The 25277-nt window shown below is 57.8% G+C and carries 24 protein-coding genes; 15 read left to right on the top strand and 9 right to left on the bottom strand.

The window, feature by feature from the left end; translation table 11 throughout:
- Nucleotides 1-163: 163 nt before the first annotated feature.
- From NKL06_RS23840 to NKL06_RS23805, 8 genes are all read left to right on the top strand, one after another.
- Complete coding sequence (locus tag NKL06_RS23840; RefSeq protein ID WP_023669872.1) at nt 164-1135, top strand: LysR family transcriptional regulator; 972 nt, start codon at nt 164-166, stop codon at nt 1133-1135.
- Nucleotides 1132-2601: an NAD(P)-binding domain-containing protein gene (locus NKL06_RS23835; RefSeq protein ID WP_023686266.1), complete on the top strand. Its 1470-nt coding sequence runs from the start codon at nt 1132-1134 to the stop codon at nt 2599-2601. Before NKL06_RS23840 ends, NKL06_RS23835 begins: the two co-directional genes overlap by 4 nt.
- Complete coding sequence (locus tag NKL06_RS23830) at nt 2598-3080, top strand: CMD domain-containing protein (protein WP_023669870.1); 483 nt, start codon at nt 2598-2600, stop codon at nt 3078-3080. Before NKL06_RS23835 ends, NKL06_RS23830 begins: the two co-directional genes overlap by 4 nt.
- Complete coding sequence (locus NKL06_RS23825) at nt 3077-3640, top strand: peroxidase-related enzyme (RefSeq protein ID WP_023669869.1); 564 nt, start codon at nt 3077-3079, stop codon at nt 3638-3640. Before NKL06_RS23830 ends, NKL06_RS23825 begins: the two co-directional genes overlap by 4 nt.
- 57 nt (nt 3641-3697) lie before the next feature.
- Nucleotides 3698-4438, top strand: a complete 741-nt coding sequence (locus NKL06_RS23820; RefSeq protein WP_023669868.1) for an amino acid ABC transporter ATP-binding protein — start codon at nt 3698-3700, stop codon at nt 4436-4438.
- A gap of 24 nt (nt 4439-4462) precedes the next feature.
- Complete coding sequence (locus NKL06_RS23815) at nt 4463-5290, top strand: transporter substrate-binding domain-containing protein (RefSeq protein WP_023669867.1); 828 nt, start codon at nt 4463-4465, stop codon at nt 5288-5290.
- A gap of 67 nt (nt 5291-5357) precedes the next feature.
- Entirely contained in the window at nt 5358-6074 is a 717-nt protein-coding gene (locus tag NKL06_RS23810; protein ID WP_023686267.1) for an amino acid ABC transporter permease, read from the top strand.
- Between the two features lie 17 nt (nt 6075-6091).
- Nucleotides 6092-6784: an amino acid ABC transporter permease gene (locus tag NKL06_RS23805; protein ID WP_023669865.1), complete on the top strand. Its 693-nt coding sequence runs from the start codon at nt 6092-6094 to the stop codon at nt 6782-6784.
- 277 nt (nt 6785-7061) lie between these two features.
- On the opposite strand, the gene NKL06_RS23800 is transcribed toward NKL06_RS23805, so the two are convergent.
- From NKL06_RS23800 to NKL06_RS23775, 6 genes are all read right to left on the bottom strand, one after another.
- Nucleotides 7062-8066: an ABC transporter ATP-binding protein gene (locus NKL06_RS23800; protein ID WP_023686268.1), complete on the bottom strand. Its 1005-nt coding sequence runs from the start codon at nt 8064-8066 to the stop codon at nt 7062-7064.
- Nucleotides 8059-9087 carry an ABC transporter ATP-binding protein gene (locus NKL06_RS23795; RefSeq protein ID WP_031202375.1) on the bottom strand — a complete coding sequence of 343 codons (1029 nt, stop codon included), beginning with the start codon at nt 9085-9087 and terminating at the stop codon, nt 8059-8061. Before NKL06_RS23795 ends, NKL06_RS23800 begins: the two co-directional genes overlap by 8 nt.
- The gene (locus NKL06_RS23790) at nt 9084-9959 is read right to left on the bottom strand and encodes an ABC transporter permease (protein WP_023683335.1); all 876 of its coding nucleotides are present in this window, start codon (nt 9957-9959) and stop codon (nt 9084-9086) included. The genes NKL06_RS23795 and NKL06_RS23790 overlap by 4 nt, the downstream gene beginning before the upstream one ends.
- Nucleotides 9960-9961: 2 nt before the next feature.
- The gene (locus tag NKL06_RS23785; protein WP_023686269.1) at nt 9962-10900 is read right to left on the bottom strand and encodes an ABC transporter permease; all 939 of its coding nucleotides are present in this window, start codon (nt 10898-10900) and stop codon (nt 9962-9964) included.
- A gap of 64 nt (nt 10901-10964) precedes the next feature.
- A complete protein-coding gene (locus NKL06_RS23780; RefSeq protein ID WP_031202376.1) occupies nt 10965-12527 on the bottom strand; it encodes an ABC transporter substrate-binding protein in 1563 nt (520 codons plus the stop codon).
- 171 nt (nt 12528-12698) lie between these two features.
- A complete protein-coding gene (locus NKL06_RS23775) occupies nt 12699-13856 on the bottom strand; it encodes an NAD(P)/FAD-dependent oxidoreductase (protein ID WP_081727304.1) in 1158 nt (385 codons plus the stop codon).
- Nucleotides 13857-14083: 227 nt separating this feature from the next.
- Between NKL06_RS23775 and NKL06_RS23770 the strand changes: the two genes are divergently transcribed.
- Nucleotides 14084-15094 carry an ornithine cyclodeaminase family protein gene (locus tag NKL06_RS23770; RefSeq protein WP_023683339.1) on the top strand — a complete coding sequence of 337 codons (1011 nt, stop codon included), beginning with the start codon at nt 14084-14086 and terminating at the stop codon, nt 15092-15094.
- Nucleotides 15095-15098: 4 nt separating this feature from the next.
- Nucleotides 15099-16235: an aminotransferase class V-fold PLP-dependent enzyme gene (locus NKL06_RS23765; protein ID WP_023683340.1), complete on the top strand. Its 1137-nt coding sequence runs from the start codon at nt 15099-15101 to the stop codon at nt 16233-16235.
- A 39-nt stretch (nt 16236-16274) separates the two neighbouring features.
- Here NKL06_RS23765 and NKL06_RS23760 read toward each other — a convergent pair whose 3' ends face one another.
- Both NKL06_RS23760 and NKL06_RS23755 read right to left on the bottom strand, forming a co-directional pair.
- Nucleotides 16275-16730, bottom strand: a complete 456-nt coding sequence (locus NKL06_RS23760; protein ID WP_245261772.1) for a RidA family protein — start codon at nt 16728-16730, stop codon at nt 16275-16277.
- A 40-nt stretch (nt 16731-16770) separates the two neighbouring features.
- Nucleotides 16771-17739 (bottom strand): LysR family transcriptional regulator, encoded by a 969-nt coding sequence (locus tag NKL06_RS23755; protein WP_023683342.1) that lies wholly within the window; start codon nt 17737-17739, stop codon nt 16771-16773.
- Between the two features lie 684 nt (nt 17740-18423).
- Between NKL06_RS23755 and NKL06_RS23750 the strand changes: the two genes are divergently transcribed.
- From NKL06_RS23750 to NKL06_RS23730, 5 genes are read left to right on the top strand one after another with little or no spacing between them, the layout of a single operon-like run.
- Nucleotides 18424-19995: an ABC transporter substrate-binding protein gene (locus tag NKL06_RS23750; protein ID WP_023686273.1), complete on the top strand. Its 1572-nt coding sequence runs from the start codon at nt 18424-18426 to the stop codon at nt 19993-19995.
- A 21-nt stretch (nt 19996-20016) separates the two neighbouring features.
- Nucleotides 20017-20952 (top strand): ABC transporter permease, encoded by a 936-nt coding sequence (locus NKL06_RS23745; protein ID WP_023683344.1) that lies wholly within the window; start codon nt 20017-20019, stop codon nt 20950-20952.
- A complete protein-coding gene (locus NKL06_RS23740; protein ID WP_023683345.1) occupies nt 20949-21869 on the top strand; it encodes an ABC transporter permease in 921 nt (306 codons plus the stop codon). Before NKL06_RS23745 ends, NKL06_RS23740 begins: the two co-directional genes overlap by 4 nt.
- A complete protein-coding gene (locus NKL06_RS23735) occupies nt 21866-22855 on the top strand; it encodes an ABC transporter ATP-binding protein (RefSeq protein ID WP_023683346.1) in 990 nt (329 codons plus the stop codon). The genes NKL06_RS23740 and NKL06_RS23735 overlap by 4 nt, the downstream gene beginning before the upstream one ends.
- 5 nt (nt 22856-22860) lie before the next feature.
- The gene (locus tag NKL06_RS23730) at nt 22861-23832 is read left to right on the top strand and encodes an ABC transporter ATP-binding protein (protein WP_031198302.1); all 972 of its coding nucleotides are present in this window, start codon (nt 22861-22863) and stop codon (nt 23830-23832) included.
- A gap of 156 nt (nt 23833-23988) precedes the next feature.
- Here the strand turns inward: NKL06_RS23730 and NKL06_RS23725 are convergent, their stop codons facing one another.
- Nucleotides 23989-25188 (bottom strand): trans-sulfuration enzyme family protein, encoded by a 1200-nt coding sequence (locus NKL06_RS23725; RefSeq protein ID WP_023683349.1) that lies wholly within the window; start codon nt 25186-25188, stop codon nt 23989-23991.
- Between the last annotated feature and the right edge of the window lie 89 nt (nt 25189-25277).

The following is a 25277-nucleotide window of genomic DNA, read 5'->3' as shown; positions in this document are numbered from 1 at the left end:
CGGGAGGATCCGAATTGAAGTCACGTCGGTTGCCATCAGCCGTTTCGATCAGGACTCCGGCTCTGAGCCGGCAAACGCCGCAACGACTATTAGTTTCCGCTTGACATATATCAAAAATGAATGAGACGATGTCAATCATACGAATTACGCATGTAGGGAGAACATGGAAACCCGGGACCTTCAGACCTTCCTTGCGGTTGCTGCCAGCGGCAGCATTACCAAGGCGGCTGACATGCTCGGGCGTTCCCAACCTTCGGTGACACGCACCATTCAGGAGCTCGAGGCCGAACTTGGCTTCGAATTGCTGCATCGGATCGGTCGACGGGTGCAGCTGTCTGAAGAGGGTGTCGCATTCGAGGAGGAAGCGCGGCGATTGTTGATGTCTTTCACCGAACTTGCAGCGCGGGCCAAGATGATCGCCGCCGGCCGTGGGCGGATCCTGCAGATTGTCACAACCTCCGCGATCGGCACCGGCTTGATCCCGGCGGCCCTGGCCGAGCTCAAGGGTGTCGAGCTTCCGCACGAGACGCATCTCGGGCAGTTTCTTCCCTCGATCGTCGCCCAGGAAGTGCGCAGCGGACGTGCCGAGATCGGGTTTTCAAGCCTGCCGCTCGATACGCCCGGTCTGGATGTCCTACGGCTCTATTCGGCGCCTGATGTTGCTGCCGTGCGGGAGGACGATGCGCTGGCTGAACTTGATGTCATACCGCTTTCGGCTTTTGCGGGTCGTCGCGTGGCTACGTTGCTCAATCCGCTGCGGTTTCAGTTGCATGTCGCCAAGGCACTCGCTGCCCGGGGCATCGACACCGGCCCGGTGATCCGGACCAATACTGCCTACGGCGCGTTGCAGATCGTGCGCCATACTGGTGTCGCGGCCGTCATCGATCCCCTCACGGCCTATGGCGTCGCCCTGCCTGGGGTCGTCATTCGCCCGATCGATGTAACCGTTCTCTTTTATTGGGGCGTTGTGGCTGCCTCAAAACGTCCCCTTCGCCCAGTCGCGCAGGCGCTGATGGATGCGGTCGAAGCGGTGGCTGAACGGTCGATCGTCGGTTTCAAGAAGCTCGATCCAGCTTTGGCCAGCCAATTGGTGAACGATCCCGCGTCGGGCACAAATAACGGAACTGGAATATGAAGCATACTCCCACCCCGGCAGCATCGACGGGCCTTGCCGCGTTGGAAGCCCAGCTCGCGCAGGATCTCGACTTTGTCGAGCTGCCCGCCAAGCCCTGGGTCCCCACACGCATGCATGAGGGCGCCCCGGTCCGTGATGTCGTGGTCATTGGCGCTGGCATGTGCGGACTTGCTGCCACGGCAAAGCTGGTGCTGGCAGGGATCACCAATGTCGTCGCCTATGATGCGGCGCCGGCTGGGCTCGAAGGACCGTGGATAACGTTTGCCCGCATGCAAACACTCCGGTCGCCGAAGACCCTGCACGGTCCGTCGCTCGGCTTGCCGCAATTGACGTTCCGCGCCTGGTTCACGGCGCAATGGGGCGTCGACGCCTGGCGGTCGCTGGACAAAATCCCCAAGGGCCAGTGGATGGATTACCTGGTCTGGTACCGCAAGGTTCTTGCTCTGCCTGTGCGCAACGGCGTGCGCATGACCGGCGTCGCACCGGTTGGTGATCTGATTGCGATCGATATCGAAGGCGCGGAATCCGGCCGGGTTCTCACCCGTCATCTCGTTCTGGCCACCGGCCGCTCTGGTCTGGGCGGTTTTGCCGTGCCCGATTTCCTCAGGGGCATCGATCGCGCTTATTGGGCCCATTCTGCGGACGAGATCGATTTCGACGCGCTGCAAGGTAAGCGTGTGGCGGTCATCGGCGCCGGTGCCTCGTCCATGGACAATGCCGCAACCGCACTCGAGGCGGGCGCCGGATCTGTGGACATGTTGATCCGGCGCAAGGAAATGCCGCGCGTCAACAAGCTGACCGGAATCGGCAGTCCGGGTGTTGTACTCGGCATGCATCAATTGCCCGATGCCTGGAAGTGGAAGTTCTTCGACTACACCGCCTCAACCCAGACGCCGCCGCCGCGTTCATCGACGCTTCGCGTTTCTCGCCACCCCAATGCCCGGTTCTTTCTCGACTGCGGCATCGTCGCGGTCACGGAAGATGCGGGAGGCCTGCTTATCGAAACCACCCAGGGGCTGATGCGCTACGACTTCCTGATCGCGGCAACCGGCTTTTCAAACGACTTCAACGGCCGCCCGGAATTTGCAGCCATCGCGCCACATATCCGCACCTGGTCGGATGGCCGATATACACCGGACATGGGGCCGGCGCGTGCAGGCATGTCCGACGCACCGGACCTAGGTCCCGCCTTCGAGTTTCGTGAGCGCGTCCCCGGCTCCTGCCCGATGCTGTCGCATATCCACTGCTTCAACGACGCCGCCATGCTGACGCACGGCAAGGTCTCCGGTGATATCCCAGCCGTCAGCGCGGGTGCCGACCGTTTGGTCCGCGGCATTGCCGCATCGCTGTTTGCCGAAGATGTCGAAACCCACTTCGCCAACCTGATCGCTTACGACACGCCCGAACTTCTGGGCGACGAATGGGTCGATTCAACACCCTTGTTGGAGAAGGAGGCCGCGCTGTGATCGACGCAATGGACAAGGCCGCCGGTCTATCACCGCACGATGCGCTTTTCAGCGCGCGTCGGTTTCGGCCTGAATTCGTGCTGGGGGCCGAGGAATGTCGCCTCTCCGTCCTGCAGCCAGCAAACGACCAAGGGCTTGCGCCTAATTTGCGGGTTGCTCTGGCCCGTCGCATGGCCGCTCTGAATGCCGATCCGGTCCTGATGGCCGAATTTGATGTGCAGCTGGCTCAGCTCGATCCGACTGAGCAGCTTCTGGCCTTAGCCCAGGGGGAAACGGATTTGGAAGAGCCATTGGCGACCATCGCACGTCATGTGGACCTGATTACGCTGACACCGAAAAAGGCGGAAGCGGGCCACATCGCCCTGCTCGCCCAAGCTGGATTGAACAATCCTCAGATCGTCGCCCTTTCCGAGCTCATCGCCTTCGTCAATTTCCAGACGCGGGTGGCAACCGGCCTGCGATTGTTGAGGACGGCATGATTTCCGCGGTGCGCCTGAAGCCATTGAATTGGCATCCGTACATAGCGCCGGTCGAGCTATCCGAGGCCACGCCGGAACAGCTTGAAGCGATGAAGGTCACGCCATCAGCCAAGAAAGTTTCGGAATATGTGCGCACCCTTGCGCATGACCCTGAGAGCTACCTTGCCCGCACCATCTTGTTCAACGCCATCATGTATGTCGAAGGCGGGCTTGCCCGCCCTGACCGCGAGCTTGGTGCATTAGGTGCGTCCATCGTCAATGGCTGCAAATTCTGCGCCGTTGTTCACGCCCGCAGGCATGCAGAGCTGACCAAGAACGACGAAGTGGTCACCGCGCTCTATCTCGATAAACCTGAAGCGCTCGGCCCACGCGATGCGGCAATCTACAGTTTTGCCCGCCGCCTGTCGGCGGCCCCGTCGGAAGCAACGGCAGACGATATCGCCGCGCTTCGATCAGTCGGCATGGACGACCGCGAGATTATCGACCTGATCCACGCCATATCGATCTTCGGCTGGGCAAACCGGCTGATGCACGTTCTCGGCCATGCGGAGAGCGGGTGATGATGTCGCATGCGGTCGAAGCAGTCCGTCTCACACTTTCCGAAGGGACAACCAGCAATGCTTGAACTCAAAGATGTAAAGCTGTCTTACGGAAGCACGCAGGTTCTGAACGGCGTCAATCTCTCGGTAAAGCGGGGTGACGTGGTTTCGATCATCGGCCCCAGCGGCACCGGCAAGACCACGTTGCTGAAATGCATCAACTACCTGGCCAAGCCGTCGTCAGGAACCATCGCGTTCGATCAGATCCGGATGGATTACCAGCGTGCCGACAAGGTCGCTGTCCAGGCGATCCGGTTGCGAACGGCGATGGTCTTTCAACAATTCAACGTCTTCAAGAACATGACGGTCCTGCAGAACGTGATGGATCCACTGGTCGTCGTGCAGCGCAAGTCCGCGGACGAGGCGCGGGAGATCGCCTTGCGGGAGCTCGAGCGGGTCGGCCTCACCCCGAAGCGAGACAGCTATCCCTCCCAACTGTCGGGCGGCCAGCTCCAGCGCACCGGCATTGCGCGCGCCCTGGCGGTTCGTCCCGACGTGATACTCTTCGATGAGCCTACGTCATCGCTGGATCCAGAACTCGTCGGTGAAGTCCTGAAGGTGATCAAGGACGTCACCTCGTCAGGGATCACTTCGCTGCTTGTGACCCATGAGATGCAATTCGCAAGGAACATCTCCAACCGGATCGTCTTCATGGACCGTGGCGTGGTCGCCGCCGATGGCAGCCCGGCTGATATCTTCGACGCGCCTTCCAGCCCACGACTTGCTCAATTCCTGCAGTCAGAACTCGCTTTTCAATAATCCAACAACAAGGGAACCTAAGAAATGTCTGTAATCACATCCCGCTTTTCCCGTCGTCATGCCCTGGCTGTCGTCGGCGGCATCGCAATAGCCCTTGCAACGGCGGGGGTCAGCTATGGCCAGACCGTTCGGACAATCAAGATCGCGACGTCTGCCGAATCCAAGCCGCTGGCATGGGGCGCGATCGGCGTCGAGCCGCAAGGCTATGAGCCCGATCTCCTGAGGGCGATCAACGCAAAGCTGCCGCAATACAAGTTCGAAATGGAAGGCGTCTCCGACATTGCCCAGGAAACCGGTCTCGCTACGGGCAAGTACGACATCGCGGTGGGTGGCTACTACAAGTCGCCCGAGCGCTCCAAGCAGTTCTTCATTCCGGAAAATCCCATGGGCGCCAGCCTGATGAAGATCTACAGCAAGAAAGACAGCGGCATCAAGGAAATGAAAGACCTGGTCGGCAAGAGGATCGTTCCGACCACGGCCGGCGGTGGAACCTACAAGTTCATCATGAACTGGCAGAAAGAAAACCCGCAATACAAGCTCGATGTCACGGCATCGAGTGCAGGCATTCCCTACCCGAACCGGCTGGACGAAGTTCAGAACGGTAAGTTCGACGCTCTCGTCTTGCCGTCCAATCTCGGTGAGCAGACCGTCATCGAGCAAAAGAAACTCGATATCGTGGCGTCCGAACCAGTGTTCAGCAACAACACCTACATGCTGATCCACAGATCAGACGAGAACAAGGTTCTGGCTGACGATGTGAACAAGGTTCTCAAGGAATTGAAAGACGACGGCACGATCGAGAAGCTCTCGCAGAAGTGGTTCGGCGAGGGCATCGTCCAGTACATGAAATAGCACGGCCGTCGAGGGCCATATTCGCTAGTCAGCGGCAAGGCTGAATTGCAAAAAGGAGCGTTTCAAAGTGGATGTATCTGCTATGATTCCCGAGTTGCTCTCGGCACTGCCGCTGACGCTCGCCATCACGTTTACGGCCCTCATTTCCGGGTTCTGTCTGGCTCTCATCGCGACAACACTCCGGGTTCGCAGGGTGCCACTGATCAGTCACCTGGTGGACCTCTACGTGTCCTATGCCCGGAGCGTTCCTGTCGTCCTGCAGCTGTTCGTCGCGTTTTATGGGCTTCCGCTGTTGGTGATCCTGTTCGGCGCCAAAGATTTTATTTCGCCGACGATGGCTGCCATGGTGGGGTTGAGCCTCTACCATGGAGGATATCTGTCGGAAGTCATGCGGCCTGCATATCTTGCCGTCGATCGCGGCCAGCACGATGCGGCCGATAGCCTTGGATATACGTTCCGGCAGAAAATTACTCGCGTCGTCGGCCCGCAAGCGGTGCACTTCGCACTACCGGGCTACGGGAACTCCGTCATCTACCTGATCCATAACGTTGCGCTGGTCATGTACATCGGCGCCGCCGACGTCATGGCGACTGCGCATTTGATCATGGAGCGCGACTACAACCAGTTCCAGTTCGAAACCTACCTCGTCCTGGCGGTCATCTATTCGCTGATGTGCCTGGTCGCATGGCTCATCGTGCGCTTCTTCGAGCTTCGATCACCGATGCAAGCGCCAGAGTCAACGACAACAACTCCGATCAAGAACGAGCTCCTCGCGAGCGTCTGACGTAAGGGTATTCAACCATGTTTGATACCGATATTTTGCTCCAGGACACGCAGGAAATTCTGAGTGCCGTACCCGTGACCGTTGGAATGGCACTCTTGATTTTCGTCCTGTCGACGATAGTCGGCAGCATATTCGCGCTGATCGAATACAGACGGGTGCCGGTTCTGCGAGAGCTCATCATGACTTACAAGATCGTCTTCAAGGGCGTTCCAATGGTCATCGTTATTTTCCTCGCCTATTTCGGTCTGCCGCCCGCATTTCAGTTCCTGTTCTCGTTGCTCGGGATCAACTTCAACGCTCACGAAACCCCCAATTGGGTCATTCTTGTCGTCGCGATTACCGGCTGTGTCGCCGCGTTCCAATCCGAGATTATCAAGGGAGCCCTGAATGCATTCGACACCGGTCAGTCGGACGCGGCCCATTCGCTCGGCTATACGGGCGGCCAACTGTTTCGACGTATCCTGTTTCCCCAGGTGGCCCTCACCGCAATTCCCGACCTGACGACTTCGATGATGGTCATCATGAAGGCGCTTTCTCTCGGATTCGCCATCGAGGTCGTCGATATCTTCGCCCAGTCCCAGCTGACCGCCGCCCTGAACTACTACTACCTCGAAGCCTTCGTGATTGCCGTCGTGATCTACATGGTGATTGCCTATATCGTCACACAGATTGCCGACAGGCTGGAGCAGGCGCTGAGGGTGCGGACGTGAGGCGGATGTGGGATAGAATCGTCAAGCTTCGGATATCGAGCCGCACCTGGGAGGCAATTCTTTCGGGGATGAAAAGCTTGAGGAGAAACCCAAGTAGCCGATGTATGTACCGCTGAATGCCGACTGAAGCACCGATCGCGCCGACGCAACGTTGCGACTGTGCCGACCAGAGGAATCCGGTCTCCGGCTACTGGCATGGAGATCCCCAAGCCGTATTCGGCGCCGCGAGTACGCATCAATATTGGAGAACCTGGGCCTCTCCGTCTCCCACGCCGGTTTATCCGACTTGTCTCACGTCGTATTCCTGCAGGATACCCGCTTTGATCCGACCAGCGAAATGACAACTTGCGAGATGCGATTCCGACAAGCTGTTGACCGGAGGCGATGTCTCACAAACACTTTGCACGGCAGGGCAGCGCGTACGAAAACGGCATCCGGTCGGCGGATTCACAGGGCTTGGCACATCTCCCTTTAGAATGATCCGCTGACGTTCGCGCTCCTCAACTGGATTTGTCGACGGGACCGCGCTGAGCAGCGCCTGTGTATACGGATGTGCGGGCTGGCTATAGAGCGCGCCGCTCTCACCTTCTTCCATGACGCGGCCGAGATACATCACGTAGACGCGCTGTGCGGCCTGGCGAACGATGGCCAGATCGTGCGCAATGAGAAGACATGACATTCCGAAATCATCGCGCAGCTTCAGAAACAGGTTCATGATTTGCGCTCTGATGGAGACATCGAGCGAACTGACAGGCTCATCGCATATGAGTACGGTTGGGTTGGCAGCAAGCGATCGCGCGATACACACGCGTTGACGTTGGCCACCCGACATCTCGCGCGGATAGCGCTCCATTATCTGTTCGGGCAGCCCCACTTGGTCCAAGAGTTCTTTGACATGTGCCGCCCGCGCGGAATGGTTGTTCTCCCCATTGATGAGCAGCGCTTCATCGATCGCCTGACCAATCGTCTGTCGGGAACTCAGCGAGGAAAGCGGATCCTGAAAGATGTATTGGATCTTGCGCCTTCGTTCGAACAAATGCTTGCCGCTCATAGCCAGGAAATTTTCGCCCTTGAATCGGATCTCTCCGGATTTGGCGCTCTCGAGACCGACGATCGTGCGACCCAGTGTCGATTTTCCGCATCCCGACTCCCCGACCAATCCTACAATCTCGCCCGCGCCAATCTTCAGGCTCACGCCATCACAGGCCTTAATCTCAGCCCCTGTGTGGCGGTCGCGAAAGTGAGTTTTGAGATCGACGATCTCAATGAGGTTCTCAGGCATCTTCCATCACTCGCGCAAGCTTGTTGATGATGACCGGGCATGCGGCGACGTGCGTCGACGACTCTCCTGGTACTGAAAGCAAGTGCGGTTGAGTGGCGCTGCAGCTCTGCAGCGCCGAAGCGCAGCGTGGCGTGAACGCACAACCGCGTATCAACCGAGACAGATCTGGCGGCTGGCCAGGAAGACCAATAAATTTCGAACCAATGTCTGCATTTAGCGATGGAACTGAACCGAGCAGACCTTTGGTGTAGGGGTGGACCGGCGTCATCAGCACGTCGTCCACCGGACCCAGTTCTGACAGCCGGCCGGCGTACATCACCGCCACCTTGGTCGCCATGCCGGAGACCACACCAAAATCGTGAGTGATGATGACGATGGCCATCTGCAGGCGCCTCTGTAGGTCTTTCAGCAGCTCCACGATCTGAGCCTGAACCGTGACATCGAGCGCGGTGGTAGGCTCATCCGCTATGAGGAGCTTGGGCTCGCCGGCAATGCTCATCGCTATGCCAACGCGCTGGCGCATACCCCCGGAAAGCTCGTGCGGATACTGCTGCAGTCGGCTTAGTGGATCGGGTAGCCCGACCAACGCCAGCAGTTCGGCGGCTCGTTTGTCGGCCTGCGCCGCAGTCATGCCAAGGTGCAATTCCGAGACCTCGGCGATCTGCCTTCCAATGCGTCGGACCGGGTTGAGAGAACTCAACGGATCCTGAAATATGACGCCGATCTCGCCGCCACGCAGTTTGCGCATTTGTTGCTCAGGCGCTCGCAGGATGTCGAGGCCGTTGAATTTCACCGTCCCCTCTATTTCAGCGTCGAGTCCCGTCGGAAGCAGAGATAGCGGCGCCATGTTGAGGATGGTCTTGCCGCTGCCGCTTTCGCCGACAATCGCCAGGACCTCGCCTTCGTTCACACGGTAGCTCACGCCATCGACCGGCTTGACGCTGGTTCTCGCCGTATGGAGCGTCACCGACAGATTGGAGACTTCGAGCAATGCAGGTGTTGGGGAACTCCCAGTGCTCATGTCGCGATCTCCTTCATGAACAGTTTCTTGCGGGCGGCCAAGCTCCGCTTGGTCATCCGGCGCGGGTTCTTGGACAGCGCGATCTTCTCGCCGAACAGGTTGAAACCTACGACCATGATGGTAAGCGCGAGCCCCGGAAGGATCACCAGGCGCGGTGCTTCTTCAAGATAGGGCAGGCTCGAAACCAGCATCTGTCCCCACTCCGCTTGCGGCGGCTGCACACCGAGCCCCAGAAAGCTCAAGTTAGCGATCGCGAGGGCCAAAATACCGACGTCCGCGCTCGCGTAGATCAGCACGGATCCCAATGCGACCGGCACCAGATGTTTGAATATGATCCTGAGTCGGCTGGCGCCCAAAACGCGAAGGCTTTCGATATGCGGCTGGTTTACTGCCGCCGCCACCACACCTCGCGTCAGCCGGGCATAGATTGGCGTCCAGGCGATCGCCAGCGCAATGATCATATTCCAATAGCTAGGACCGAATACACCAACGATCGCCAGCGCCACCACGAGACTAGGCACACTGAGGCCGAAGTCGACCATACGCATGAGGATTTCGTCGATCCAGCCACCGAAATAGCCGGATATGGTCCCAACCAACATTCCAAATATGCCGGCAAGAAACAGGACAATGGTCACACCCACGAGCGTGGTCTGGGCACCCGCAATAAGTCGGCTGAGCACGTCGCGCCCGAGGTTGTCGGTGCCCAGCCAGTAGACTCCTGAAAACGATTCAGTTGGAGCAAGGAGGTTTTGCGTATTCGGGTCATAAGGGCTGACCAGTGAGCCGAAGGTCGCGATGAAGACAAAGAACCCGATCATCAGCGAGATCGGCCAGCCGACGCTGCGAAAGAATGATTTTATCGAACTCATGATCAGGCCCTCGCAGCTCGACGTTGAAGCGGATCGACGACAATGACGATCAGGTCGACGACGAGATTCACCACAATGAACAGCACGGAGAAGATCAGCAGGCACGCCTGCAGTACTGGGAGATCCCGGAAGCGAGCTGCCTCAACAAAATAGGCGCCAAGACCTTGCCACGAAAAAATCGGTTCGATGATGAACGCGTTGGGCACCATCTGGGCCAGCGCCATTCCAAACGCTGTCAAAACGACCGGGACGATATTCGGCAAGGCGTCGCGAAACAGAATTCTTCGTCTGCTGAAGCCTTTGCTGATCGCGGTGATGACATAAGGCTTGCTCATAGTTTCCTCCAGCGCGACCCGTGCGACGCGGCTGAGGAGCGCACCTGGAACAACCCCAATGGCGATGCTCGGCAAAATCCAACTGGAAAGTCCCCTGAAGCCGAAAGTGGGAAACACGTTCCACGTCACGCCGAACGCATAAATGAGCATTGATGCTAGGAAAAATTTTGGGATCGACACGTTCAAAACGGCGAAGGCGCGGATCATCCGGTCTGTCGTTCCGTTAGGCCACATGGCACCCATGAAGCTGAGCCCGACACCAACGATCAGCATGACAATGCCGCCGCCAGCAATAAGAACCAGAGTGGGCTCAAGGCGTTCCATTATGGCTTCTGAGACCGGCTGACCGGTTCGCAGCGACCTTCCGAAATCGCCCTGCAACACATCGCCGAGCCAGTGCACATATCGCAATGGCAGCGGATCGTTCAGGCCGTATTCGATCGCCACCTGCTCAACGACCTTGTGCGACACAAAGCCGCCTCTCAACTCAGCTATGAGCGCGGCCACGTTTCCGGGAAACGCTGCGATCAAGATGAAAGAGAACACAGAGGCGATGGCGATGAGGATGGCGGCGGAAACACCGCGCTTCATGGCTATTCTCAGCATGGCGAACCTTTGGCTTTCCTGAGACTGCGGGTGCCTCGGCGCGAAGCCGAGGCACAGGTACAGCTTAAAGAGATATGCCTTTCAGCGGCATCTCGTATTCTGTCGCGGGTATGGCAAAAGCCTTGACGCGATCATTGTGCGCCCAGATTCGCTGGGCGTGGAACAGCGGCATCATCGCCCAGTTGTCATGCAGCCAGGTGAAAACGGCCTGGAATGCCTCAGCCCGCTCGGGCTCCGGAGCCGAGAGTGCCTTGAGGATCAGTGGGTCAACCGCCTTGTCCTCGTAGATCTTTCCGTCCGTTCCCGGTTCGATCGTCGAGAGGACCATCAAACCAATTGAATTGAAGGGGTCATACGGCGCGCCGTTGGTTATAAACAGCGAGAGATCATACTTGAACTCCGGAATATCACCGTGACGCGTAGCGTGGTCGACGTTGCGCAACTTCACGCCGATACCGGCTTCCGAAAGCAACGCCTGTATAACCTCGCCTAGGGCCCGGGAGCTCGGGACCGCGTCTTCGGATATGACAAGATCGATGTTCAGCTGCTTGCCGTCCTTGGATCGGACAGGCTCTCCAACCCAACCGGCCTCGTCGAGCAGGCTCTTAGCTTTTTCCAGGTCACGCTTCGGAACTTCAAATCGGGTTCCCGAATAGGCGATCACCTCGGGATAAAGGTTCATCGTAGGCGTGGCAAAACCCTTCATCACTGCCTTGCAGATGCCCTCGCGGTCGATAAGCAGGTTGAACGCCTCGCGAACACGCACATCCTTAAAAGTATCGATGCGCGGGTTGAAGCCGAGCACAATCGTATCCGTGCCCGTGTCGGTCACCACGGTCATGCCGGAAGACTCAAGGGTCTTCGCATCCTGAGGACTGACGGGAGCGATGAACTGTCCGCCCATCGCGTCGATGTCGCCTGCTCGTAGCGCCGACATCCGACTGCGTGCGTCCGGCATGACAATCAGCGAAACCTTGTCAACAGAAGGCTTTGCCCCCCAGTACTTTTCGTTGGGAATGAGGTCGGTGCCCTCAGGCGCGTCCTTCTCGATCTTCCACGGACCGGTTCCCACAGGAGATGCGTACTTACCCTCTCCATCAACTGCTTTAGGGCTCAGGAACCTTACGGGCCTGACATAGGAAAACTCTACGAGAGCCGTGGGAGTCGGCTGCTTGAAATGGATTGCGATCGTCATCGGGTCGACGATCTCGATCTTGTCGAGATTCGCGCTGATACGCATCCAGTTGTAGTCTTCCTTCGGAAGCCAGCGATCCAGATTCCACTTTGCCGCTTCGGCGTTCCAAGGCTCGCCATCCGTGAACGTCACCTCGGGGCGAAGCTTGAACGTGTATACTTTGTCATCGGGTGACTTGTCCCACGAGGCAGCCAGAGCCGGTTCGATCTTGCCGCCCGAAGAGTAGTGCACGAGCGGGTCGAAGATCATATCCTGCACGGCGAAGATGCCGACATAACGCTGCGGATCGAGATTTCCCGCTGCGCGACCGATCGGCAGTCGCAACGTGTTGCCTTCTTCTGCCGAAGCTTGATTCGTACCAACACCGGTGACCAAGAGGCCGCCAATGGCCGCCGATCCCAGCAATAGAGTTCTGCGTGAAAGAAGTGTCATCTGAGTTCCCCTGTTATGGTTATGACCTGTCTTCTGCGTAGCCTTCGACCCTTGCGCTTCCTTTTGATTGTCGCCCCTTTCCGAGGCTGCGCTCATTTGTTCGATTCGAATTCCGGACTGGTTGATCTCCTACGGCAGCGCCACACCTCGGTGCTTGACTTGCCTGAATGCTCAGTCGTGGCTGGGGCCGGCAACCGCGGATTTGGGTACGACGCTGCCAGGGGCTCCGCCGAAGAAGCGCGCTGGTCTGAACATGGCGAGTTCTTCGCGGATGTTCCCGTGAACAATCTCATCAGCCAGCAACCGCGCCATCTGCGGGGCGATCGTGACACCGCTATGTGTCACGCCAACATAATACCCATCGACTTGCGGCATCGGGCCGGCACAGCTCAATCCGTCGCCGGGAATCGGGCGAACCGTCGTCCTGACGGCCTCGATGCTGACTGCCTCGAGCGCTGGAAGCAGCTCACGTGCAGCATTGAGGATGGTGGTCGCTTCGATGCCATCGGGCCGAAGCAGTTTCGGTTCGGAGAGCTGATCGTCGACTGATATTTTATGAAGCATCAGGCGGCCTGCGCCGTCGGGACGGACATCGAGATCGTCAGCGTGGAACTGCCGTCTCAAGGTCATCGCCACTGGCTGAGTGAACGCCAGAACGCCGATTGACGACTTCATTGGGATGCCGGGAATCTCGCCCAAGCTGTCTTTGGATGCCCCCCCTGCGCAATTCACCACAATGTCAGCTTCAAATCGTTCGCCGGCCGCCGTGCGCACGCCTGAAACGCGTCCAGACCGCGTCTCCAACGACTTGACTTGCGTGCCGGTGTACACCTGCGCGCCCCAGCGTTCGCACGCACTGCGCAACAGGCAAGCTGCGTACAGAACTGGATCGATCCAGCCCTCTTCGGGGTAATAGACGATAGGCGCCTCACCTATCGCCCGAACATCGAGGTCGGGCTCCATCGCGGCAACGCGATCCCGGGAGATGAAATCGACGCCATACCCCCATTCCTGTTCAAGCTTTACTCCCGCCAGCTGCTTTGCCTGTGCAGCCTCCGTGGTCCACCATTCGAAACTGCCTGTTTGGTTGAACCAGCCCGCGCCCTCGAACTCACGGGCGAGATCGATATAGGCGCGCATACCAGCGACATTGAGCGCATGGTATTCGCGAGGTCTTTTGCCGTTGGCATTGGTCCAAGCAAAACTTACCGCGGAAGCGCCAGAAGCAACTCTACCCTGCTCAAGGACAGAAACTTTCGCTCCCGCTTTCGCCAACTCGTATGCAACGGAGGTACCAATAACTCCTGATCCTATAACGATAGCACGCATATATTATTGCTCCGAGCGCTTTATCCCAGGAATGCTTTCGGCATCTCAGCATGCAGCCGAGTTCGTCTTGGAAGCGGCTGTCTCTGCTGGCGTATTCTGCTGAGAGCGACATGCATCGTCAACGATCCAGCAACGTGTGGTTTATGCTTTAAAGTTATGAACTTCGCGGATGAGTCCGGTAGTGCCGGTGATAGGCTGCACGAAAATTGCCCAGGGACGCATGCATCATGAGTGCCGATCATCAAGCACCAGCTTTTATGGTGCTCGACAAAAATGCCATTCGAGCTGCGCTCTCGATCGAACTGTCGCTCGAGATCGCAGAAGCAGCCCTACGCAAGACGTCGAACGGCGTTGCGAGCCAAGATGTCCGACGAACGCTGACGCTGCCTGGGTCGGAAGGAACTTGCCTATCCGTAATGTACGCGGCGCTCTCCGACCGTGACCTGTTCGGTGCGAAAGTCCTCTCTATCTTTCCTGACAACTTCGCCCTGGGGCTGCCTTCTCATCGAGGAGCTATCATCCTCTTTGATAAGGAAAATGGCAGTCCGGTTGCACTGGTCGATGGCGGGGAATTGACCGCCTGGCGCACAGCGGCAGCGAGTGCCGTCGCTACCAGAGCACTATCTCGCGCCGACTCCTCAATCCTTGCGATCTTTGGATATGGCGAACAGGCGCGACGCCACATAGAAACGATCTCGAAGGTGCGGCCTATCAAGCGGCTTCACATCTGGGGGCGAAATCCTGGGAAGGCGTCGCGTTTCGCCGAAGAACAGGCGAGCGCAGGCTTTCAGACATTGGTCTTCCCATCCGCAAGAGACGCCCTGGTAGAAGCGGACATTGTCTGCACCACAACCTCGGCGCAGGAGCCGGTACTGTTCGGCGAATGGCTGCCTCCGGGGATTCACATCAACGCCGTCGGCGCAAGCGTGTCTCAATGCCGCGAACTCGACCTGGAATGCGTGCGCAGATCGAGCATTTGGGTCGACTACATGCCAATGGCGCTCATCGCGGCCGGAGAGATGGTCGAAGCTTTCAAGCTCGGGGTTGCTAGCCGAGACGACATCCGCGGAGAAGTCGGCGCGATGTTGGAAGGCGCCATCCCCGGCCGCACTACCGATGCGGAGATCACTCTATACCGTTCTCTCGGCGTCCCGGCGCAGGATATCGAACTTGCGAATTTCGTTTACTGCGTTGCCCGCGAAAAGTCGCTTGGCACGCCCATTGATTTCGAGGTGTGATCGTATGCTGGACTGCCAACGTGATCTTTTCGATCTCCCAAGGTCGATCTCCTATCTCGACGCCGCATACATGTCTCCAATCCCGAAAATATCGCTTCAGGCTGGCATAGCCGGGACGGCGGTGAAAGCGTCGCCCTGGAAGATGTCCATCGGGTCGTACTACGACGAGGTCGAGGATGCACGGACACTGGCCGCTTCGATGATCAACGCGGATGCGGACGATATCGCAATCGTTGCTGCCACAAGCTACGGTACAGCAGTTGCCGCGGCCAACGTGCCTGTGGAGCCCGGCTCGACGATCATCCTCATGGAGAACGAACATCCGTCGCATCGGTATGTCTGGTACGAACTTGCGGAGAAAAAAGGTGCGTCGATCACAATCGCGAAACGGCCCGCCGACAATGACTGGACGTCTGCGATCATCTCGACGATCGGGTCGTCCAGCGTGCCGGTCGCTGTCGTCGCAGGTACGATGGTGCACTGGTTCGAGGGAATGTCGGTTGACCTGGAGGCAATCGCATCCGCCGCACGGGAGGTTGGCGCCTGTGTCGTCGTCGATGGAACCCAGTGGGTGGGAGCGCTGCCTTTCGATGTCAAGACGGTGCGTCCGGATTTTCTCGTTTTCGCGACCTACAAATTCCTTCTCGGGCCATATCGGCTCGCGTTTCTTTACGCGGACCGCCGATGGCATTCGACAGGCAAGCCTCTCGAACACCATTCGTGGAACCGTGTAGGCGGCGATAAATCGGACTTCTATGCGGTAGATGTGGCTGAGTTTCTACCAGGCGCCCGGCGATTTGACATGGGCGAACGCTCCGATTTCGCGGTACTGCCAGTTGCGACCGCTTCTCTTCGCCTCTTGAGTGAGTGGAGCGTCCCAACCGTGTTTTCCCGGCTTGATTACCTCAACCAATTGATCTGGGACGAAGCTGCGAAGCTCGATCTAACGGTGTCTGACAACCGCTTTCGAGCCCCGCATATTGCAATCGTCGATCTTGGCGACAGGCCGATAGAGGGACTTTCCGAACACCTCAAGAGCCAGGGAATTTTTGCGACCGTGCGTGGAAAGAAACTACGGATCTCTCCTCACGTCTATAACGACGAAGAGGATGTGAAGCGCCTCTTCGCAGCTATTGCATGAATTGCGGGGCCGCAAGACCCCTCCCCTTCGCTGACACGGTCAGACGGCGGCAGTGAATTGGATTTCCACATGGATGTCCGGGAGCGCGAAGGTCGCGCCCACGGTAGCGCGTGCGGGAGGAACCGTGCCTTCGAGCCATGTGATCCATGCCCTGTTCATCTCATCAAACTCGTTGATGTCGCGCATCCAAATTTGCGCTGACAGAATTTTCGATTTGTCCGACTGAGCCTTGCCAAGAAGCGCGTCAGCCTTCCGCAGCACCTGTAGAGTCTGCCCGAAAGCATCGGCACTTCTGTCATCGGCTGTCAGGCCCGAGAGATATGCCACCCCCTGATGGATAACCACACGGCTCAATTTTTCGTTTGTTTCTAGCCTTTGGATGTCTGACATCAATTTGGTTTCCATTGCTGTTGCATCGGCGGCCAGAGCTTGCTGAACTAGCTTTTTGCTGCCGCCAGATGCGGCGACAGTCGCTTCGGGATCAAAATCGGTCAATTGAGTTGGGGCCGCACGCATCGGGCGAAAAGTTATGAACTCAGCGCACGAGGTTCAGGATGCCTTCCTCTACCCCGTTCATATAGCTGCGCGTGCCCTGGATGAGATGTTCGGTGAACGCATCGGCTGCCGTGGATGCGATCACGCCCCATGGTCGATAGACACTGAGATTGAGATCGAGATGAGGCCGGAAATCCCTGATCTCGATCGGTAGGTCGCGCGCCGTCCAGGCGGACAAGCGATCAACGACGGTTACGCCCATGCCGCACGCCACAAGACTGATGCAGGTACTTGAAAGGCTCGACTCCACTTTGAGTGAACGGTTCACCCCACGCTCCACGCACAAGGCGTCGAGTTGCCGCCGCATTGGATCTGATGATCCCATCGAAATGAAGTTGATGCCGTCGAGATCGTCCGCCTGAATGACCTGCAATTGTGAGAGCTTGTGGCCGGCAGGCATCACGCAAACCGGCGGAGTTGCCGTCAAGGCGCGGCGAACGATTGATGGGTTTTCTTCCGATGAGGTAACGCCGATTCCGATGTCCAACTGGTTACGGCTCGCCCGCTGGATAACGGTTATCGAGCTCCGGATCTCCAGCGAGATCGAGACTGATGGATGAAGTTGGGAAAAGCTGGTGATCAGCGACGGAAGTAACGTGAGTCCAAAAGCTGGTAATGCACATACGTTCAGCCGGCCGCTGCGTAGTTCACGGATATCTCTAGCCGCACGCGAAATACCTCGTGCCGACTCAAAAACCCGTTGCACTTCAGCGTGCAGCATATGCGCCTCCGGCGTCGGAATGAGACGTTGCCGGGTCTTCCTGAAAAGCTGGAAGCCGGCCTTCTCCGCAAGGTGCTGCAGCATCTTGCTAACGGCCGGTTGCGTGATGTCCAGAGCGTCCGCTGCCTTCGTCGTTGTTCCGTGCAGCATAACCGAGGCGAACACCTCGATTTCGCGGGGAGTGAATTCCTCGTGTTTCCCTGGATCAGTGGCACTTCGATTGCCCATCCAGAACCACCCTTGTTATCAAAAACCAGATACTTGACGCTATGGCCAGGCGAGTGTCTCTACTAATAACTTTGGGGAATAATCTCATGCAAGCAGTTCATAGATAATGAGATCATTGCCAGCCGTTCGTATCTTTGGCCCTTTTTGCAGGCGAACATGAGGGTGCGTTGTGGCCGCGCTGCCTCAAGGATGCGCCCGCAAGCCTTGCGATCCTGATCGGCGATCACACAAAATCGGAGAAAACCTCACGGGCGCTTGGGGCGATGCCTCGCCATTTCGCCTGCCCGTTACCTCGGAGAGCGGGCGGAGGGAGGCCAATCATCCCTGCGGTATGGGAGATTCTGCCAGGGTCAACGCAATCTCATTGCCCCGACTTTATGAACGTCGATGATCCCATCCTATAACCCTCGAGAATAGCTCGTGCTGATAAAAATATTAGACGGCATGATCTGCGCCATGTCACCTTCCTTAAAATTACATGTGACAGCTGGAGTGGATACCGGCCGTGCCGAATTGGAAAGAGGTTCTGCCCTTGGTTCGGACGGCGTTTGCGGAAACGATCGCGGCAACACCACTTCGGCGACTCACCAAAATAATCCGGCAAGAGGAAAGATCGGAACCGCGCGGAGGCAGCCCGTCCGGCTCGCGAGGTAAAATGGGGAAAAGGGCGATGGAGAAAGCTCAATGACACTTACGCGTCGCAACATTCTAACGTCTTTCGCCACTGCACCACTCCTGTTGGGGTTGGACGGCCTGATCAGGTCTGCCATGGCCGACAACCACACGGGAACCTTGCGTGTCGCGGTGGCCAAAGCGTCCACCAATCTGGACGCGCGTGACTATGTCGCCCAGTTCCAACTGCAAGATCTCATTTACGAGCCATTGATCAGATATGGGGAAAGGGGTGCTCCGGTACCCTGCCTCGCAGAATCCTGGAGCCTTTCCGACAACGACACTCGATTGACGCTGAATTTGCGGAAGAATGTAAGCTTTACCGACGGGCATCCCTTCGACGCGGATTCGGCTATCTGGAACCTGAAACTCTGGATGGGTGTTGCGGACAATTCCTGGATCAACGCCTCCAAGTTTTTCTCGGGTGTCCAGAAGATCGACGAGCACACGATCGAGATCAAGTTTACGCAGCCCGTACCGGGGCTCATGTATGAACTCAGCTATGTTCGGCCCGTACGTTTCCTGTCTCCCATTTCCGTCAACGAGGACGGAACCCTCAAGGCACCGGTTGGAACTGGGCCGTGGATTGTTCAAGCAAATTCGACCTCCGGCAGTTCTTTCATCCGCAATGATAAATATTGGGGAGATAAGCCATCTTTTTCCGGGATCGAGATTACCGTTATGCCGGATTCTCGTTCCCGTGTTGATGCCATGCGTTCTGATGAACTGGACATTGTCGGCGGCGGAGCCGCTGCGCTGACATCGCAGGAGGCGGACACCTTGCGGCGGGCGGGAATCAACGTCATCACCGCGCAGGGCTCGATGACGATGGTGCTTTCCTTCAATACTCAAAGGAACCCCGCCCTTGCGGAGAAGGCCGTACGACAGGCGATTGATGTTGGCTACGACCGGACTGCCGTATCGGCTGTGCTCTTCAATGGCGACGCCGCTCCGGCTGGTGATCTTCTCGGGCCCACCGTGCCCTTGTCTGGCACGAGGCATGACGCACCCGTTCGCGACGTCGAGCAAGCGAAGCAACTGCTCGAGAACGCCGGTTGGACGGGCGCGCCGTACCGCTCGAAGAGTGGCAAGAACTTGTCCCTGGAGCTTCTAGTTTCAGACGATTTTATCGCCGGCTCCAAGGTGTTTGGCGAAATTCTTCAGCAGCAGCTTGGTGAAATAGGCATAAACGTCACGGTGCATTCCGTCGACCATGCCTCCCGCCATTCCGAGATTCCTAAGCGCGAATATGACATCGCAATCTTTCAGACCTATGGCGCTCCCTATGATCCATTCGGCTCGGTGACACTTCTGTTCCTATCCACGATAGAAAGCGGGTCCGACGGCAAGGTCGCGCTCGATCCAAGTCTGGATCCACTCATCGCAGCTGCCACTGAAGCGGTGGGAGTTGAAGCTCAGTTGGCCGCATTGCAGGTCTTCTACGACAAGCTTCGTGAAGATGTCCTATATTCACCAGTCCTCTACCCGCCGACATATTGGGCAGCTTCGAGTCGGGTCGAAGGCTTCAACGTCCCTCCCACCGATACAGAATTCCCCTATCGAGGTATGGTGTTGAAGTCTTAGTTTCGGGGAGGTGGCTTGTTCATGTTTATTTATCTGAGGCGCCGATTGCGAAACTCAGCACTGCTGCTGCTGATGGCGTCAGTATTGTGTTTCGGGCTCGTCGTGGCTGCCCCGGGAAATGTCGCGCAGCTCATCGCCGAGCTGCGCTTTCCGGGCGCATCCAAGGCTATGGTAGACCAGGTCGCGCAGGAGCTCGGGCTGAACGATCCTGTTCCTGTTCGCTATTGGCACTGGTTGCAAGGCGTCGCTCAAGGTGACTTCGGCATTGCCTATATAACAGGCGAAGATGTCGGCAACGCCATCAGAGACAGGGTTCCGACCACGATGAAACTCATTCTCGGGGGGAGCATCGTGACGATAGTCTTGTCGGCAGCGATGGGACTGATCGGTGCGGCTTGGCCAGGACGTTTCCCCGACCACATAGTGCGGCTCATGGCTCTGCTAGGCGCGTCGACACCAGTGTTTTTCGGAGGCGCAGTTCTGATCCTGATTTTCGCCGTCAATTTGCGATGGTTGCCTTCGTTTGGCGACAGCTCCATTTTGAGTTGGGTACTCCCATCAATCGCGATGGCGGCGCCTTCCGCTGCTGTGCTTTCTCGTGTGCTCCGGATCGGCATTTCCGAAGCGATGACACGGCCTTATGCCCTGACGGCGCGCGCGAAGGGGTTCTCGGTCCTGCATATCATGCTCCGCGATGCCTTACCCAATGCAGTTCCCGCATATGTCAGCGCGCTGGGCAACATGATCGGCTCGATGACTATCGGAGCGATCATCGTCGAACCGCTTTTCGCCCTTCACGGCATAGGCGAGCTCTTTGTATCAGGCGTTCGCACCAGAGATTTCATGGTCATGCAGGCCTGTCTCCTGGCGTTTGTACTGTATGTCTCGCTGGTGAACCTGATAGCCGACTTGCTGATGATTGCGGCGGACCCTAAGCTGCGGAGGCAGGTGGCATGAAGCGCTTTTGGCATTCCGTTGGAGAGGCGTTCAGCAACTTTCCAAAGTCCGCGCTGATTGGGGTAGGTCTGTTTCTCTTTCTAGGAGCATTCGGTCCGTGGCTGGTCCCCCACGACCCCAACCTACAGGATCTTACTGCTCGCTTCGCCGGTCCCTCAGCCGATCATTGGCTCGGGACGGACCATATCGGCCGCGATGTCTTCTCGCGCTTGATTGTATCGGCTCGAACAACAGTCGTCGCAATGACCATTGTCGTGACTTTCAAGCTCCTTATCGGAGTCACGCTGGGTACTTTCGCCGGCTTCGTCAAAGGGCGGACCGAAGAGATCCTGATGCGCTTCGTGGAACTCTTCATGGCGCTTCCGTCGCTCATCATAGCTCTCGCAATCATCGGCATGCTCGGAACGGGCTACTGGAACATGGTGCTGGCGCTGATCCTGGCGTTCTGGGCAGGTTCCACTCGCGTCGCCCGCGGCGTGGCGATCGGGATATTGAACCGGCCGCATATCGAAGCACTCCGGGTTCTTGGGGCCAGCCCGCTGCGAATCTATTTCCGTCATCTGCTTCCATCAACGCTAGGAATGGTGCTGGTCTATGTTTCAGCGGATGCAGGAGGGATTGCACTATCAATTGCGACTCTTTCGTTTCTCGGACTGGGCATACAACCGCCCACTCCGGAGTGGGGGCAGATGCTCGTTGATGCGTTGCCGTACCTCGATCTCAATCCGTGGATGGTATTGCTTCCCGGCTTTGCGATCACAGGAGTCGTCGTCAGCTTCAACTTGCTTGGCGAAGCGATTGCACTGAACCGTGTGCCGCGCGACTTGCGACGTTCGGTTTTGCGGCGCGGCCGGCTTGTCGCTGCCTCATGGGAACGAGCACCAATCGAAGATCCGAAAAAGCGGATTGCGACATGAGCACAGATAAAGTTCTGGAGGTAAGAGACCTCAGTGTCGATCTCTTCACCAAGAATGGTGCACTTAGGCCTGTTGACCGGGTCAGCTACAGCGTGCGCAGGGGAGAGACGCTAGCCATTGTCGGCGAGAGCGGCTCCGGCAAGACTGTGATGAACTTCGCGCCACTCGACCTTATGCCAGTTGGGCTGGCGGTCCAGATCAGCGGTTCATTCAACATCGCCGGTACTAATATTGCAGCCTTGCCGCCTTCCAGCCTGCGCCATGTTCGTGGGAAATCGGTTGGAGTGATTTTCCAAGATCCGATGAGCGCCCTGAATCCGGTCAGGCGGGTGGGCCGACAGATCGCGGAGGTGGCGCAAAAGCAGCTAGGCTTGACCACCCGGCAAGCTGAGAAGCGCGCTGAGGAATTGCTCTCCCTGGTAGGAATGTCGGACCCAGTCCAGCGCATGAGACAATATCCTCATGAACTGTCGGGGGGTCTACGACAGCGCGTCATGATTGCGATTGCGGTTGCGAGCGAGCCGCCTCTGCTAATCGCGGACGAGCCGACAACGGCGCTGGACGTGACGATCCAGGCGCAAATACTCAAGCTCCTGCAAAGCCTTCAGAAAAGATTGAACATGGGTATCGTGCTGATCACGCACGATATGGGCGTCGTTGCCGCCATCGCGCATCAGGTCGCCGTGATGTATGCGGGACGTATTGTGGAGTACGGCCCCGTAGCGGACGTACTAGTGTCACCCTCCCATCCTTATACCTGTGGTTTGGTCGACGCGATTCCAAGAGAGGAAGATCCTTCCGGGTCACCCTTCAGGGGAATTGCCGGGCTTCCGCCGAGCATGGGAGCGCCTCTGGAGGCATGCGCATTCGCCGAGCGGTGCGCATTTACCCAGCCGGTTTGTCTCAACGGCCGGCCCCAACTGCACTCCATTCCGCAATCATCTGTTTCGATGGCGTGCACTGTAAAATACGAGCAACTGAGGTAGGGACAGTGAAAAGCATCCTCGAGGTAAAGGACCTGACCACCCGCTATAAAAGCGGGGAACGGGACAAATGGATCACCGCTGTCGATAACGTTTCAGTTCACCTAAATGCCGGCGAGATCGTTGGACTTGTCGGCGAATCCGGGTGCGGCAAATCCTCTCTCGGACGAACCATAGTTGGTCTCGAGAATCATCAGCATGGCAGCGTAGTGCTGGACGGCACCGATCTTTCAACCCTCCGGGGGCGCGCGCTACGAGATCGGCGACGTACAATCCAGTACATCTTTCAAGATCCCTATGCCAGCCTCTCCGAACGTCAGACCGTCGGTGAGACCCTGGCCGAGGCACTTGTCATTGCCGGCAAGGTTTCGGCCAAGCAAATCGACACCAAGGTCGGCAAGTTGCTCGATCAGGTTGGGTTACCCTCCCAAATGAATAGCCGGTTTCCTCGCGAACTGTCGGGTGGACAAAGGCAGCGGGTCGCAATCGCCAGGGCCTTGGCGGTCGAACCGAAGGTGTTGATATGCGATGAGCCTGTGTCCGCTCTTGACCTGTCAATCCGGGCTCAAGTCATGAATCTTTTCTTGGAGCTGCAGCGTGATCTGGGGGTGGCGATGCTTTTCATTGCTCACGACCTAGCGCTGGTTCGACAGGCCGTGACGCGGCTCTATGTGATGTATCTCGGGAAAATCGTCGAGGAGGGTACGAGCGAGGAGGTCTATCGGACACCTCAGCACCCTTACACCCGGGCTCTGTTAGCTTCGGTTCTGCAATCGGATCCTCGTGTTGCCGCTGAACGGGGACTTGTCACGCTGGCGGGCGAAATCCCCAGCCCGATCAATCCTCCCTCCGGTTGCCGGTTCCACTCGCGATGTCCGATTGCGCAGAGCATTTGTTCGCAGACCCCTCCTGAGATGAAGAGTGGTGGCCGCGGACGTCAGTTCGCGTGTCATTTCGGCACCGATTTGAAGGCGGCGTGACCGACAGGAACTGTGCGCTTCCAGAATGGATCGCAAATGGGGAGCGGCCTGCTGGCTCCGGTCTCGCCTCGATCGCGTTGTCATGCCTGCGGAGAAAGTCCGGGCGCACCAGCTTTCTCCCCTCTCTCCATGAGTCACGTCGACGACCGGAAACAACTAGCCGTGGACGGCGCTGCGCGGTTCATTTCTCTCGCCGTCGATCAACACCGCGAAGAAGCGCTGCAAATCTTCCTCAAGATCGTCAGGGTGTTCAAGCCCGACATTCAAGCGAAAGAGATAGTCCGGACCCGTCCAAGGCCGAACCGTTCGCAGTGCCTTCACGGTTGATGGCGCGATCAGGCTCTTGGTTCCTCCCCAAGAAGCGCCAATGGAAATTATCTGTAAGGCGTCCAATGCAGCGAATGCTTGGCCCGCATACTGTTCCTTCAGTATGAACGTGAAGACACCGCAGGAGCCGCTGAAATCTCGCTTCCAGATTTCGTGGCCAGGGCTGCCAGGCAGCGCAGGGTGGATCACCGTTTCCACGCATGGATGTTCGGCTAGCCAAGCCGCGATGCGAAGGCCGGATGTGTCGGATCTTGCGAGGCGTATTGCCAAGGTCTCCAGTCCGCGAGCCAGAAGCACACAGTCGTCAGGCGACGTGCCGATGCCCAGTCTTCCAAGAGAGGCTTTGATTTTCAGGCCCAAGGCGTCGTCCCTTGTGGTGATCGAGCCCAAGACCAGGTCGGAGTGACCGGAGAAATGTTTGCTGAGAGCTTCCGCAACAATATCCACGCCATGGCGGATCGGCCTGAAATTGAGGGGAGAAGCCCATGTGTTATCGCACCCGACGAGTGCGCCTTTGGCGTGAGCTATCAGGACAATCGCCGGAATGTCTTGCATCTCCAGCGTTATTGACCCTGGAGACTCTGTCCAGACGAGGCGCGTGCGCGCATCAATCAGGGAATCCAGTGCGCGCAAGTCGACGGGATCGTAGAAGACGGCCTCAATGCCAAGCGACGCCAACTCATGGGTGGCAAAATCGCGCACGGGGCCATACACGGTGTCGGGTATGAGTACTTTCTCGTGTGCGGCAACAAGGGCCAGCATGGAACAAGCGACAGCAGCTTGACCGGAAGGCACCAGCAGTGTGCGGGCGCCCTCTTCCAGTTCGGTGATCTTCTTCTCCAAGTACCGATGAGTGGGCGTTCCATAGAGCCCGTAAACATATCCATCAGCACTGCGCTCGAACCGGGCGGCGAAGGACGCGGCATCCGGATACCGGATTGTCGAGGCGCGATGTATCGGAACGGTCAGGCTGTCATAGCCTTCCAGGCTCACCGCGAACCTCGCCACCGATCTTGTGTCATCATGCATTCGATCCCGTCTCCGTTAATGACGCCATTGTTGACATGCGGGGATGTATCCCGTCCAATAGCAACAAATGGCGCTGCTATTCTCTTAGG

It is taken from the genome of Mesorhizobium sp. C268A (assembly GCF_040324475.1).
Classification (GTDB): domain Bacteria; phylum Pseudomonadota; class Alphaproteobacteria; order Rhizobiales; family Rhizobiaceae; genus Mesorhizobium.
Note: the sequence above shows the minus strand (reverse complement) of the source record. Positions and strands in the feature narration are given on the sequence as shown.